We start from the raw sequence: 13,037 nt of genomic DNA, 5'->3' as shown, positions 1-13,037 counted from the left end.
CCGGCGGCAACCACTGCCGAGAACGCCGAGAACGCCGAGAACGCCGAGAACGGCAAAACCGGCGGGAACGGCTTAAACGGCTTAAACGGCGAAAACGTCGAGAACAAGGAAGTGCACCACATGAAGCACGCGCGTGTGACCGCGGCCCTGGCCGCGGCGGTCCTGGCAGGCGCCAGCGCCGCCTGCTCCACCGACGGGGGCGGGGAAGCGACCACCGGGCCGATCAAGGTCGGTTCCATCAACGGTGTCACCGGACTCTTCCAGACCCCCGAGGTCCCCAAGGCGGTCCAGGCGGTCTTCGACGAGGTCAACGAGGCGGGCGGCGTCAACGGCCGCGAGCTGGAACTGATCAGCGTGGACGACGCCATGAACCCGCAGCGGTCCACCGAGGCGGCCCTGGACCTGATCCAGACCGAGGGCGTCGTGGCCCTCGTCGGCTCCTCCAGCGCTGTGGACTGCGGGCTCAACCGCGGCACCTACAGTAAGCACGAGATCGTCTCCATCCCGGCCGTCGGGGTCGACCCGGCCTGCTTCACCAGCCCGAACATCGCACCGGTCAACCCCGGACCGTTCGGCCTGCTGACGGCGATGCTCTACTACGCCTCCGAGGAGCTGGGGCACGACCGGGTCTGCATCGACTACACCGTGCTCCCCGGCAGCGGCGGCGGCGTCGACGCGGCCATCCAGGAGTGGAGCGACCTGACCGGCAAGGAGCTGGCCCACCAGGAGCTGTCGGTCGGCGAGGGCGACCCGACCAAGTACCTGGTCGCCGACAAGAACGCCGGCTGCCAGGCGGTCCTCTACAACGGCCCGGTGGGGCCCTACTTCGCCCAGGCCAAGACGCAGGGCATGGAGGACGTGGACTTCATCGTCGGCGCCAACAGCTACACCGACGCCAACGCCCAGGCGATCCCGCCGGGCCTGCACGTCTACGCCGGCACCGAGTGGCAGCCGTACACCGACGCCACCCTGCCGGGCAACGAACGCTGGTCGAAGATCATCGAGGAGAACGAGATCCAGCGGACCGCCTTCAGCCAGGGCGCCGTGATGTCCGCCGACGTCTTCGTCGAGGTGCTGAGGACGATCGAGGGCGACATCACCCGCTCCTCGGTGACCGAGGCGTTCAAGTCCATGGAGCCCGTCGAGTACCCCATGGTCGGCACGCCCTGGGTCTTCGGCCCCGGCGAGGCGCACAACCCCGTCAAGGGGAGCCGGTTCGTGAAGGCCGAGGGCGGCGCCTGGCAGGTGCTGCCCGAGGGCTTCATCGTCCCCGGTGAGCAGAACTGACTCCCGTCCGCCGGCGCACGCGCGGCCCCGCGCGTGCCCTCGAACCACCAGGGGGTTCCGATGGTGAACTCAGTGATCGCCGGCCTGACGAGCGGCGGGGTGTACGCGCTGCTCGGGCTGTGCGTGGTGCTGACCTACCGGCTCGTCGCCGTGGTCAACTTCACGATGGCGGCCGTGGGCGCGATGGGCGCCTTCGTGATGGTGTCGCTGACCGACGCGGGGGTGAGCGCCTGGCTCGCCCTGCCCGTCGGGGTCGCGGCGGGCGCGGCCCTGTCCGCGGCGCTGGGAGCGGTGCTCGTCCGCTGGTTCGGCGGGCACGGCCAGAACACCAAGGCCGCCGTGAGCGTCGCCCTGTACGTGGCGCTCATGGCGGTGGGGCTGCGGCTGTTCGGCAGCACCACCACGGGGGCGCACAGCTTCCCCCGGCCCTTCGACGCCCCGGTGTTCTCCGCCGGCAGCGTCGTGGTGCCGCAGTCCGCGCTGGTCTCGCTGGCGTTCGCGGTGCTCATCACCGCGGGCGTCGGGCTCGTGCTGCACCGCACGCGGGTGGGCCTGCGCCTGCAGGCGCTGTCCGAGCAGCCGTCGACCGCACAGGTCGTGGGCATCGCGGCCCCGCGCCTGGCCCTCGTCGTCTGGGTCGTCATCGGGGCCGTCACCACGCTGGTGATCCTGCTGGTGGCGCCCCGGCTGGGCGGCGACTTCTCGACGCTGGGCAAGCTCATCAACACGGCGCTGGCCGTCGCGATGCTCGGCGCCTTCCGCAGCCTGCCGCTGACGCTGGCCGGCGGGCTGGTCCTGGGCTGCCTCGAAGGGCTGTCCGCGGCGGTGGAGGCGGTGCAGCAGTACCAGGGCGTCGTCCCCTTCCTGGTGATCGTGGTGCTGCTGTGGTGGCGCAGCCGCCACGAGGTGTGGGACACCGCGCACAGCCGATAGCGAGAGGAAGCACACGCGAACATGTCGATACCCGCCTTCACCCGGGCCGCGGTCCTGCGCGCCCACGGGGAACCGCTGACGATCGAGGAGATCCCGCTGCCCGACGCCTGCGAACCGGGCGCGGCACTGGTACGGGTGGACTGCGCCACGCTGTGCGCCACCGACGTCCACCTGTGGAGCGGCGCCATGGCGCTGCCGGACATGCTGCCGATGGTGCTCGGCCACGAGATGACGGGCACCGTGCTCGCCGCGGGGCCGGGAACGGTCGACGCGCTGGGCCGCGAGATCACCGTGGGGCGGCGGATCGGCTGGTCGGAGTCCGTCTGCGGCCACTGCCACGGCTGCACCGTGCTGCGCGCGCCGGTGGCCTGCTCCGAGCGCGGCTACGGCTTCCGGCAGCGCGCCGACCGGTGGCCGTACTCCACCGCGGGCCTGGCGGAGCACGTCTACGTCACTCCGGGGGCGCTGAAGGTCCTCCTGCCCGACGACGTCGAGGACACCTGGGCCGCCGCGGCCGGGTGCGCGGTCAAGACCGTGCTGCACGCCTTCGACCGGGCCGGGGGCGTGCGCCCCGGGGCGAGCGTCGTGGTCCAGGGCGCCGGCGCGCTCGGGCTCCTGGCCACCGCGGTGGCCCGCGTCAGCGGCGCGGGCACCGTCGTCACCGTGGGCGCCCCCGACGCCCGGCTGGAGCTGGCGCGCTCCTTCGGCGCCGACGTGACCATCGGCCTGGACGGCGACGCGGACGAGCGCGTCGGCCAGGTGCGTGACGCCACCGGCGGCCTGGGCGCCGACCTGGTGCTCGACCTCGCCGGAGCCCCGGGGGTCGGGGCGGAGGCCGTGGACATGGCCGCCTGGGGCGGCCGGTTCGTGGTGGTGGGCAGCACCGGCCCGCGGCCCGACCCGATCCCGCTGGGCACCGTGATGGGCAAGGAGCTGACCGTGCTCGGCTCCCTCAACGGAGACGTCGGCGACTACCACCGGTCGGTGGAGTTCCTGCGCACCTTCCGCTCCCGCTTCCGCTGGGACGACCTGTTCAGCGAGCCCGTGGGGCTCGGCCGGGCGTCGGCGGCGGTGGAGTCGATGTCACGGCTCGAACAGGTCAAGGCCGTCGTGCACCCCTGGCAGCCCTAGCCGCACCCCGTTCCCCCTCACCTCCCCCCGGACCGCCGTGCGGTCCGCCCGACGAAGGAGTCAGATGCCCACGCCACCCACGACCGTTCCCCGCCGCCGTATCGGCACCGCAGGACCGCAGGCGTCCGTGCTCTCCCTGGGGTCCTGGCACACTTACGACCGCATGGACTTCCACGACGCCGTGGCCATGGTGCGGCACGCCGTCGACCGCGGCGTCAACCTGTTCGACGTCGGCGTCTACGGGATTCCCGGCCAGCCGCCGGTCTTCACCGACGTGCTGTTCTCGGCCGTCGTGCGGGCCGCGGGCGTGGCGCGCGACGCCTACCTGCTGTCCGCCAAGCTCTGGCTGGAGCCCTACCCCGGGCAGTCGCTGAAGGAGCAGCTCGAGCGCGCCCTCCTGCGGGCGGGGACCGACCGTGCGGACATCGCCGTGCTCGGGGACATCCGCCGCGACGACACCGACCTGCGGGCTCTCGCCGAGGACCTCGCCGAGCTCGAACGCGCCGGGCTCATCGGCTGCTGGGGGGTGAACAACTGGTCGGCCTCCGCCGTCCTGGCGATCCGCGAGCACGCGCTGCGCGCCGGTTCCCCCGGGCCGCAGATGGCACAGCTCAAGTACAGCCCGTGCCGCCGGTCGATCCCGGACGGCGCCCCGTTCGCCGAGGTGTTCGCGAGCGGCGTCACCCTGCAGGCGTCGGACGTGATGGAAGGCGGCATCCTGGCGGGCAAGGTGAACCCCCGACGGCAGATCGGCCGCGACCCCGGCGGGGTGCGCGCGCGCATCCAGCAGGCCGCGGGCGAGCTGGGAAACATCGCCCGCGAGCTGGACGCCACACCCGCCCAACTGTGCATCGCCTTCGCGCTGACCCATCCCGCCGCCGGGAACGTGCTCTTCGGGTCGAGCAGCCTCCGGCAGCTCCAGGAGAACATCGCGGCCCTGGAGGTGCTGGAGCGCGTCGGCGCCGCGCGCCTGCGGTCGCTGGTCGAACCCCTGTGGGCCGACCGGGACGCGGTCGACCCGGAAGGCCCGTGAGGGGCCGGCGCGCCCGGGGAGGCCGCCCTAACCGGCGGTGTCGGCACCGGGCGCGGGCGGCGTCCCGGTGCCCGCGACCCGGTCCAGGAAGGCGTCCACCAGGCGGTGTGCGCGCACCCGCGCGGCGGGTTCGGCCGCGCGGGTGCGCTCCAGGAGCCGGTCGGGGTCGAGGCCCCGCGCGGTGAGCTGCGCCCGGCCGCCTGCCGCCAGCCACCGCAGGAGGACGCCGGCGTTCACCTCCGGGTGGAACTGCACGCCCAGGCTCCGCCCGGAGGTGAACGCCTGGGGAGCGGCGCCGGTGCGGGCCAGCTCGGTGACGGTGTCGGGCAGCACGCAGCGGTCGCCGTGCCACTGGAACCACGGCCCGGCCGCGACCAGGCCGGGGTCGTCGGTGGCGATCTCGGTCCAGCCGATCTCCGGGCGGGGCGCGGCCTCCACCGCCCCGCCGAGCGCCGAGGCCAGCACCTGCGCGCCGAAGCAGATGCCGAGCACGGCCACGCGGGCGTCGTGGGCGGCGCGCAGGAACGCCGTCTCGTCGCCCACCCAGCTCCCCACGGTGGTGTGGTCGTAGACCGACCACGGCGCGCCCAGCGCGATGACCAGGTCCCAGGCGCGGGGGTCGGGGAAGTCGAACCGGACGGCGGGGCGGTGGTGGTGCCGTTCGGGGACGACGGTCACGGTCGTCAGCTCCCAGCCCCGCTCCGCCAGCCGCTCGCCGACGAACCCCGGCTGTGAGGCGTGCTCGTGCCGGACGACCAGTGCGCGCACGGTCCCTCCCTCCCGTGCGGCCCGGCCGGACCGCACCCAGATCGTTTGCCCCCAAATGTTAGGCGGTCGGGGCCCGTGTGCCCAGCGACCGCGTCCCCGCGCCGGCGCACCGCCGGGCGGGGGCGACGGACAGAGAACGAACCGGAAGGGGCCCTCGATGGCCGACACCACACCCACCCTCATCCTCACCGGCGGCTCGGTGCTCACCGCGGACGCCCGTTTCTCCACCGCCGAGGCCGTGGCCGTCCGGGGCCGGTGGATCACGGCCGTCGGCACCACCGCCGCGATACGAGCGCTCGCGGGGCCCAAGACCCGGGTCGTCGACCTCGCCGGGCGCACGCTCCTGCCCGGCATCAACGACTCGCACCTGCACGGTGTGGCGTACGCGCTGACGAAGCCGCCCTTCGCCCTGGACGTGGGGCACCCGGCCGTGGGGTCCCTGGCCGACGTGGCGGCCGCCGTGCGCGCGGCGGTCCGCGCCGCCCGGCCCGGTCAGTGGGTCACCGGACTCGGGTGGGACCGCGGCTACCTGGCCGAGTGCCTGGCCGACGCGCGCCGGATGCCGCACCGCCGCGACCTGGACGCCGCCGCCCCCGACACCCCCGTCTACCTCACCGACTTCTCCTCCCACATGGCCTGGGTCAACACCGCCGCGCTGCGCGCGTGCGGCATCGACGGCGCCACCGTGCCACCGGCCGGCGGGACGATCGACACCGACGAGCACGGCGAACCCACCGGCATCCTGCGGGAAGCGGCCCAGCGTCTCGTCCAGGACCGCCTGCCCCTGCCCGGCGTCGACCGGCGGCGGACGGCGATCGAGGCACTCGTCGGGGAGCTGCACGCCCGCGGCATCACCAGCTACACCGAGCCCGGCCTCGGACCCGGTGGCGGCGGGGCGCTGCTGGGCGGTCTGAGCACCGACTCGCTGCACGCCTACGCCGGGCTGGCGGCGGACGGGGCGCTGCGGGCCCGCGTCAGCGTGCTCCTGCTGCCCGCCCCCACGGGCGGCTCGGCGGCCGAGCTGCGGGAGGGGCTGGCCGCGCTGCGGGCCTCCCTGGAGGGCGGCGCGGCCGTCGACCCCCGCCGGCTGCGCGTCGTCGGGGTCAAGATCTTCGGTGACGGCGTACCGCCCAACCGCACCGCCTGGATGAGCGAGCCCTACGCCGGGGGCGGACACGGCGCGCTGTGCGTCCACGGGGACACCCCCGAGCGGCAGGCCGGGGAGCTGCGCGAGATGATCCGCGTCGCGCACGAGGCGGGGTACCAGCTCGGGGTCCACGTCACCGGCGACCTGGCCATCGACACCGTCGTGGACGCCTTCGTCGCGGCGAACGAGGCCGCGCCGCGGGCCGATCCGCGCCACTACGTGATCCACGGGGACTTCGTCTCCCCGGCGAGCCTGGCCCGGCTGGCGGCCCACGGGTTCGGGGTCAACATGAACCCGGCCATCAAGTGGACGATCTCCGACCTGATGGACGAGGTGGTGGGCGAGCGGCGCTCGGCGTACCAGTGGCCGGTCAGGTCGGCGTTCGAGGCGGGCATCGCGGTGTGCGCCAGCTCCGACGCCCCGATCACCGTGCCGGACTGGCGGCAGGGGGTCGCCGGGATGCTCCTGCGCGAGTCCAAGGCCAGTGGGCGGCCGAGCGGGCGGGACCAGTGCGTCGGCCTCGCCGACGCGGTGCGGGCCTACACCGCCCACCCGGCCCGTCAGGACCTGGCCGAGTCCTGGAAGGGGACCGTCGAGCCGGGCAAGGTGGCCGACCTGTGCGTCCTGGACCGGGACCTGCTCGCCACCGACCCGCACGACATCCCGGGCATCGAGGTGGACCTGACCGTGTTCGACGGGCAGGTGGTCCACGAGCGCTCCGGCGGGGCGGCGGGCGCGTAGCACGGCGCGGGCCCCCTCCCGGCTCCGCGCCGGGAGGGGGCCCGCGTGCGGTTCCCTCACAGGTGCCGGGCGTACTCCGCGCGCTCCCAGTCGGTGACGTGGCGCGCGAAGCGCTCGGCCTCGTCGCGCTTGTAGGCGAGGAAGGAGGCGGTGAACTCCTTGCCGAGCAGCTCACCGAGCGCGGTGTCGGCCTCCAGCGCGTCCAGCGCCTCGGGCAGCGACCTGGGCAGCGACCGCGCGGCCGCGCCGTCGTAGCCGTACCCCTCCAGCGGGGCGGGGGGCTCCTCACCGGCCCGCACCCCGAGCAGGACGGCGGCGGCGGACGCCGCGACGGCCAGGTACGGATTGGCTCCGGCGTCGCCCAGCCGCAGCTCCAGCCGGGTACCGGCGCCCCGCTCGGGCGGGACGCGGACCATGGCGCTGCGGTTGTCCAGGCCCCAGTCGACGAGCCAGGGCGCCAGGCTGTCGGGACCGAACCGCTTGTAGGAGTTGACGGTCGGGTTGAGCAGGGCGGCCAGCGCCGGGGCGTGCGCGAGGAGGCCGGTGACGGCGTGGCGCGCGGTGGCCGACAGCCCGAAGGGGGCCGCGGGGGCGTCGAAGGCGTTGCCGCCCGCCGGGTCCTCCCCGGACAGGTGGAGGTGGAAGCCGGAGCCGCCCGCGTCCTGGAAGGGCTTGGCCATGAACGTGGCGACCCGGCCCTCGCGCCGCGCGAGTTCCCTGACGGCGGCCTTGAAGAGAAAGGCGCGGTCGGCGGCGTGGAGCGCCTCGCCGTGCCGGAGGTTGATCTCGAACTGGCCGCCGTCGAACTCGTGGTTGCCGCTGATGACGTCCAGGCGCAGGTCGCGCAGGTGGCGCAGGGTGCGCAGCAGGTGGTTGGCCGGGTCGGAGCGCAGCCCGGCGGTGTAGACGGTGCCGGTGTCCGCGCTGTAACGGCGCAGGCCGCCGGGCGCGTCCGCCGACTCCTCGCACAAGTAGTACTCCAGCTCCGGGCCGGCCACCAGGCGCAGGCCGGCCTGCGCACAGGACGCCAGCACCGACCGCAGGAGGTCCCGGGGCGACTCGGGGCCGGGGGCCCCGGTGGCCGGGTCGAGGACGTCGCCCAGGCACCAGGCCACCCCCGGCTCCCAGGGCAGGGGGACGAGGGTGGTCAGGTCGGGGCGCACGGCGATGTCGGGCAGCCCGGCCTCCAGGCCGCCGCCGGGGACGTGGACGGTCTCGCCGCGCGGGGTCGTGTGGTAGACGGCCCGGCAGAAGCCCAGACCGCTCTCGCAGGCCGCGGGCAGGTGGTCGAGCAGCACGTCGCGGGCCCGGTCGGTGCCGATGAGGTCGGGGTAGACGACGCGGACGACGTCGACGCCCGCGGCGGCGAGCCGGTCGACGTGCTGCTGGATCTCGTGCGGTGTGTGGGCGCTCACCAGGGGCTCCTCAGGCGGGACGCGGCGGGCAGGCGGGCCCGAGCTGACCTTCCCGCATTTCGTTTGAGGTCAAACAGTAAGTGGGAGCGGCGGCGCGGGCAAGGGGGCGGCGGCACCCTTCCGCCCGCCGGGAGGCGTGTTGACCGGAGCCGGAGGCCCGGATATGTTGTTTGGGCTCAAACGATTATCGTGCCGCTCCTCCTCCCCCTCCCGGAGACGGCCTCGGCCCGGGCCGCCGGGCGCCCACGCGCCCGGCCCCCACCGCCCCGCATCCCCGCATCCCCGCATCCCCGCATCCCCGCATCCCCGCATCCCCGGCAGACCGTACGGCCCTGCGAACAGGAGGCACGTGTGACCGGCGTCCGCGGCTACTTCCCGCCCAAGACGGCGACCGGCCGGTCGTCGCTCATCCCCCCTCCCCCGTGGCACTACTCGGGCGACCTCATCACCATCGAGTACCGCACCGACCCCGCCCGGGTCCGCGAGCTGCTGCCCGAGCCGCTGGAACTCGCCGAGGAGGACCCGGGCGCCGTCGCGCTCGTCTGGGCCGACTGGCAGTCCTGCGGCGCCTCCGGCGAGGAACTGCTGGACCCCGTGCGCGCGCAGTACAAGGAGGCCTTCGCGGTCGTGCGCTGCTCCCACCGGGGGCGCGTCTACTCGCGCTGCGTCCACATCTGGGTGGACAAGGACTTCGCGCTCGCCCGCGGTCTCCACCAGGGCTACCCCAAGAAGCTCGGCTCGATCCACCAGACCCGGCCGCATCCCCACGGGCCCGCTCCCCGGCTGGCCCCCGGAGCCCGGTTCGGCGCCACCCTGGCCGCCGGCGACCGCCGGCTGGCCCAGGCGGTGGTGGAGCTGCGGGAGCCCTCGGCCACGGGCGGCTTCGTCAACGGTCACCCCATGGCCCACCACCGCTGGCTGCCCTCCATCGAGAAGGGCGGCGGGCTCGCCCTGGACGAACTGGTCGAGTCCGGCGCCGCCGCCTTCGAGGCCGGGCCCGCGTGGGCCGCCGACGCCGAGCTGGAGCTCTTCGAGGCCCCGAACGAGGAACTGGCCCGCCTGGAGATCCGCGAGCCGATCGCGGCGTACTACCGGCAGGTCGGCGTCGTCTGGGACGGCGGCAGGCTCCTCGCGTCAGGCACCTCCCGGGCCCGGTGACCGGCGCGTCCGGCCCGCCCCCAACGGCCCCCGCACCGACCCGATCCCCGTACGACACCCCGCGCCCGCCGACTGGAGCACCGCACATGTCCGAACACACCGCCACCGTCGAAGGCGTCGCCGTCGACACCCGCCACTGGATCGGCGGCCGGCGCGTCGCCTCCGGTGAGACGTTCACCGATCCCTCGCCCCTGGACGGCCGCACCCTCGCCCGGGTGGCGCGCGGCGGCGCCCCGGAGATCGAAGCCGCCGTGGCCGCCGCCCGGGACGCCTTCCCCGGCTGGGCCGCCACCCCGCGGGCCGAACGGGCCCGCCTCCTGCACGCACTCGCCGACGGTGTGGAGCGGCGGCTGGAGGAACTGGCCCGCGTCGAGACCGCGGACAACGGCGCCCTCCTGCGCTCGCACCGCCGGGGCGTGATGCCCCGGGTGGCGCACAACTTCCGGTTCTTCGCCGACTGGCTGCTCGCCCTGGAACACCAGGACTTCGACACCCGGGGCCACACCAACCACGTCTCCTGGGACCCGGCCGGCCCCTGCGCGCTGATCACTCCGTGGAACGCGCCCCTGATGCTGGCCACCTGGAAGGTCGCCCCCGCCCTGGCCGCGGGCAACACGGTGGTGCTCAAACCGGCCGAGTGGTCGCCGCTGACCGCCTCCCTGCTGGCCGACATCGCCGCCGGAGCGGGACTGCCCGACGGCGTACTCAACGTCGTCCAGGGCCACGGGGCCGAGGCCGGTGCCGCCCTCGCGGCCCACCCGGACATCCGGCGGATCAGCTTCACCGGCTCCGTGCCCACCGCGCGGCGCATCGCCCGGGCTGCCGCGGCCAACCTCACCCCCCTCAGCCTCGAACTGGGCGGGAAGTCACCGCTGCTGGTCTTCGCCGACGCCGACCTCGACCTGGCCGTGGAGCTGGCCGTCGGCCAGTACGACAACGCCGGCCAGGTCTGCCTGGCGGCCAGCCGCATCCTGGTGGAGTCCTCCGTCGCCGAGGAGTTCACCCGCCGGTTCGCGCGGCGGGCCGACGCGCTCGTCCAGGGCGACCCGCGCGAGGAGACCACCGACCTCGGCCCCGTCGTCCACCCCCGCCAACTGGAGCGGATCGACGGTTTCGTGCGGCGCGCCCTGGACGCCGGGGCCCGCGCCGTCGTGGGCGGCGGTCCGCACCCCGGACTCGGCGGCCTGCACTACCGGCCCACCCTGCTCGCCGACGTCGCCCAGGACTCCGAGATCGTCCAGGAGGAGGTCTTCGGCCCCGTGCTGACCCTGCAGACCTTCACCGGGGAACAGCAGGCCGTCGACCTCGCCAACGGCACCCGCTTCGGCCTGGCCGCCACCCTCGCCACCGGCGACCGCGACCGGGCCGAACGCGTCACCCGGCAGCTCGTCGCGGGCACCGTCTGGGTCAACTGCTTCTTCGTCCGCGACCTGCGGGCACCCTTCGGCGGCTCCCGGCACTCGGGCGTCGGCCGGGAGGGCGGCAACTGGAGCTTCGACTTCTACTGCGACCTGAAGAACGCCGTCACCGCACCCGGAGGGTGGTCGCGCCATGGGTGAGATCGTCGGCGCGGGCCTGCTCGCGCACGTGCCCACCATCGTCCTGCCCGAACACACCCGCCGCGAGCTCAACGAGGGCCAGGAGACCACCCTGGTGACCGGCCTGCGCCGGCTGCGCGAGGACGTGTTCGCCACGGCGGACTACGACACCGTCGTCGTCCTGGACTCGCACTGGGCCACCACCGTGGAGTTCGTCGTCACCGCCCAGCCGCGCCGCGCCGGGCTCTACACCTCCGAGGAACTGCCGCGCGGCATGTGCCGCATGCCCTACGACTACCCCGGCGACCCCGAACTGGCCCGCAGCGTGGCCTCCTTCGCCGCGGAGCACGGCACCTGGATCACCCCCATCGACGACCCGTACCTGCCCGTCTACTACGCCACCCTCAACCTGTGGAAGTACCTCGGCGAAGGGCTGCCCGACAAGCGGTGGGTGTCCATCGGCGTCTGCCAGACCGGCGACGTCGAGGACCACCTGCGCCTGGGCCGCGCCCTGGCCGACGGCATCGCGGCGACCGACCGCAAGGTGCTCCTCATCGCCTCCGGAGCCCTGTCGCACACCTTCTGGCCGCTGCGCGAACTGCGCGACCACGAGGCCAGCGACCCCGTGCACATCTTCTCCCCCGAGGCGCGGGAGGCCGACCTGCGGCGCATCGCCTGGTTCACCGAGGGCCGCCACGACGAGGTCCTGCGCACCATGCCGGAGTTCCGCGTCCACCGGCCCGAAGCGGGCTTCTCCCACTACCTGATGCTGGCGGGCGCCCTGGGCGAGAGCCGCTGCACGGCGCGCGCCCGCCAGTACGGCGCCTACGAGAACTCGGTCGGCACCGGGCAGGCGCACCTGTGGTTCGACCGCCCCGCGGGCGGCTGGACCGCACCGGCGTCCGCGTCCGCGAGCCGCCCCGCCACCACGTCCGTCCCGAGCGGGGAGACCGCCCATGCCTGAGTACCGCCGCATCCTCCTGGACGGCGCCGTCGTCCAGACCGTCACGGCCGGAGACGACCTCGTCGCCGGCGACGGCCGCCGGGTGCGGGCCAGCGAGGCGACGCACCTGCCGCCCGTCACCCCCACAAAGGTGATCGCGGTCCACCTCAACCACCGCAGCCGCGTGGAGGAGTTCGGCATCCCGCTCGGCCCGGCGCCGACCTACTTCCACAAGCCCGTCTCGGCGCTCAACGCGCACCGGGGGGCCGTCGTCCGCCCCGCCGGCTGCGCCTGGCTCAACTACGAGGGCGAGGTCGCCATCGTCATCGGCCGGACGTGCCGCAACATCGCCCCCGGCGAGGCCGGTGCCTACATCGCGGGGTACACGGTGGCCAACGACTACGGCCTGCACGACTTCCGCGACACCGACGCGGGCTCCATGCTGCGCGTCAAGGGGTCGGACACCCTGTGTCCGCTGGGCCCCGGCCTGGTCACCGACTGGGACTTCCGCGGCAAGTCGCTGCGCACCTACGTCAACGGGGAGGTGGTGCAGGACGGTTCCACCGACGAGATGGAGTGGGACATGCACTACCTCGTCGCGGACATCGCCCGCACCATCACCCTGTGCCCCGGTGACGTCCTGCTCTCCGGCACCCCGGCCAACTCCCGGCCGGTACGCCCCGGCGACGTGGTCGAGGTCGAGGTGGAGGGGCTGGGACGGCTGGTCAACCACATCGCGACCGGCCCCGTCCCCGTCCGCACCGACGTCGGAGCACAGCCCACGGAGTCGGAGGAGGTGCGCTCCACCGCGCTCGGCGGGGACTGGGAACTGCGCGGCGTCCGGCCGCCCCGGCGCTCCTGACGGCCCCGGCCGCTCCCGCGGCGGCGGCCCCGCGACGCCCCGGGCGAGCCAGGGCCGACCGGGGCCGCGCGGGCCAGCGGC

Annotated in this window: 11 protein-coding genes; 9 read left to right on the top strand and 2 right to left on the bottom strand. The window is 74.5% G+C overall.

Annotated elements, in window-relative coordinates; all coding sequences use genetic code 11:
* Window positions 1–120 precede the first annotated feature (120 nt).
* The 4 genes from OSB71_RS15240 (at window position 121) to OSB71_RS15225 (ending at window position 4,384) form a co-directional block, all read left to right on the top strand.
* A complete protein-coding gene (locus OSB71_RS15240; protein ID WP_265948539.1) occupies window positions 121–1,287 on the top strand; it encodes an ABC transporter substrate-binding protein in 1,167 nt (388 codons plus the stop codon).
* 60 nt (window positions 1,288–1,347) lie between these two features.
* The gene (locus OSB71_RS15235; protein WP_265948537.1) at window positions 1,348–2,220 is read left to right on the top strand and encodes a branched-chain amino acid ABC transporter permease; all 873 of its coding nucleotides are present in this window, start codon (window positions 1,348–1,350) and stop codon (window positions 2,218–2,220) included.
* Between the two features lie 21 nt (window positions 2,221–2,241).
* On the top strand, window positions 2,242–3,351 hold the full coding sequence (locus OSB71_RS15230; protein ID WP_265948536.1) for a zinc-binding dehydrogenase: 1,110 nt from the start codon (window positions 2,242–2,244) through the stop codon (window positions 3,349–3,351).
* A gap of 64 nt (window positions 3,352–3,415) precedes the next feature.
* Window positions 3,416–4,384 carry an aldo/keto reductase gene (locus OSB71_RS15225; protein WP_265948534.1) on the top strand — a complete coding sequence of 323 codons (969 nt, stop codon included), beginning with the start codon at window positions 3,416–3,418 and terminating at the stop codon, window positions 4,382–4,384.
* 27 nt (window positions 4,385–4,411) lie between these two features.
* On the opposite strand, the gene OSB71_RS15220 is transcribed toward OSB71_RS15225, so the two are convergent.
* The gene (locus OSB71_RS15220; RefSeq protein WP_265948532.1) at window positions 4,412–5,152 is read right to left on the bottom strand and encodes a type 1 glutamine amidotransferase; all 741 of its coding nucleotides are present in this window, start codon (window positions 5,150–5,152) and stop codon (window positions 4,412–4,414) included.
* Window positions 5,153–5,309: 157 nt separating this feature from the next.
* On the opposite strand from OSB71_RS15220, the gene OSB71_RS15215 reads away from it, so the two are divergent.
* Window positions 5,310–7,040: an amidohydrolase gene (locus OSB71_RS15215; protein WP_265948531.1), complete on the top strand. Its 1,731-nt coding sequence runs from the start codon at window positions 5,310–5,312 to the stop codon at window positions 7,038–7,040.
* A gap of 56 nt (window positions 7,041–7,096) precedes the next feature.
* On the opposite strand, the gene OSB71_RS15210 is transcribed toward OSB71_RS15215, so the two are convergent.
* Window positions 7,097–8,455 (bottom strand): glutamine synthetase family protein, encoded by a 1,359-nt coding sequence (locus OSB71_RS15210; RefSeq protein ID WP_265948529.1) that lies wholly within the window; start codon window positions 8,453–8,455, stop codon window positions 7,097–7,099.
* 351 nt (window positions 8,456–8,806) lie between these two features.
* Between OSB71_RS15210 and OSB71_RS15205 the strand changes: the two genes are divergently transcribed.
* From OSB71_RS15205 to OSB71_RS15190, 4 genes are all read left to right on the top strand, one after another.
* On the top strand, window positions 8,807–9,613 hold the full coding sequence (locus OSB71_RS15205; RefSeq protein ID WP_265948527.1) for an acetoacetate decarboxylase family protein: 807 nt from the start codon (window positions 8,807–8,809) through the stop codon (window positions 9,611–9,613).
* 86 nt (window positions 9,614–9,699) lie between these two features.
* A complete protein-coding gene (locus OSB71_RS15200; RefSeq protein WP_265948525.1) occupies window positions 9,700–11,172 on the top strand; it encodes an aldehyde dehydrogenase in 1,473 nt (490 codons plus the stop codon).
* Entirely contained in the window at window positions 11,165–12,115 is a 951-nt protein-coding gene (locus OSB71_RS15195; RefSeq protein WP_265948522.1) for a 3,4-dihydroxyphenylacetate 2,3-dioxygenase, read from the top strand. Before OSB71_RS15200 ends, OSB71_RS15195 begins: the two co-directional genes overlap by 8 nt.
* A complete protein-coding gene (locus tag OSB71_RS15190) occupies window positions 12,108–12,956 on the top strand; it encodes a fumarylacetoacetate hydrolase family protein (protein WP_265948521.1) in 849 nt (282 codons plus the stop codon). Before OSB71_RS15195 ends, OSB71_RS15190 begins: the two co-directional genes overlap by 8 nt.
* The last annotated feature ends 81 nt before the right edge of the window (window positions 12,957–13,037 follow it).

Source organism: Streptomyces marinisediminis (assembly GCF_026262575.1).
GTDB lineage: Bacteria > Actinomycetota > Actinomycetes > Streptomycetales > Streptomycetaceae > Streptomyces > Streptomyces marinisediminis.
The sequence above is the reverse complement of the archived record's forward strand: the minus strand, read 5'-3'. Positions and strand labels throughout refer to the sequence as shown.

Excerpts from the sequence above, each read along its gene's own strand:
- OSB71_RS15230 (WP_265948536.1), top strand. The coding sequence starts at position 2,242 with ATGTCGATACCCGCCTTCACCCGGGCCGCGGTCCTGCGCGCCCACGGG.
- OSB71_RS15235 (WP_265948537.1), top strand. The coding sequence starts at position 1,348 with ATGGTGAACTCAGTGATCGCCGGCCTGACGAGCGGCGGGGTGTACGCG.
- OSB71_RS15225 (WP_265948534.1), top strand. The coding sequence starts at position 3,416 with ATGCCCACGCCACCCACGACCGTTCCCCGCCGCCGTATCGGCACCGCA.
- OSB71_RS15200 (WP_265948525.1), top strand. The coding sequence starts at position 9,700 with ATGTCCGAACACACCGCCACCGTCGAAGGCGTCGCCGTCGACACCCGC.
- OSB71_RS15215 (WP_265948531.1), top strand. The coding sequence starts at position 5,310 with ATGGCCGACACCACACCCACCCTCATCCTCACCGGCGGCTCGGTGCTC.
- OSB71_RS15190 (WP_265948521.1), top strand. The coding sequence starts at position 12,108 with ATGCCTGAGTACCGCCGCATCCTCCTGGACGGCGCCGTCGTCCAGACC.
- OSB71_RS15195 (WP_265948522.1), top strand. The coding sequence starts at position 11,165 with ATGGGTGAGATCGTCGGCGCGGGCCTGCTCGCGCACGTGCCCACCATC.
- OSB71_RS15240 (WP_265948539.1), top strand. The coding sequence starts at position 121 with ATGAAGCACGCGCGTGTGACCGCGGCCCTGGCCGCGGCGGTCCTGGCA.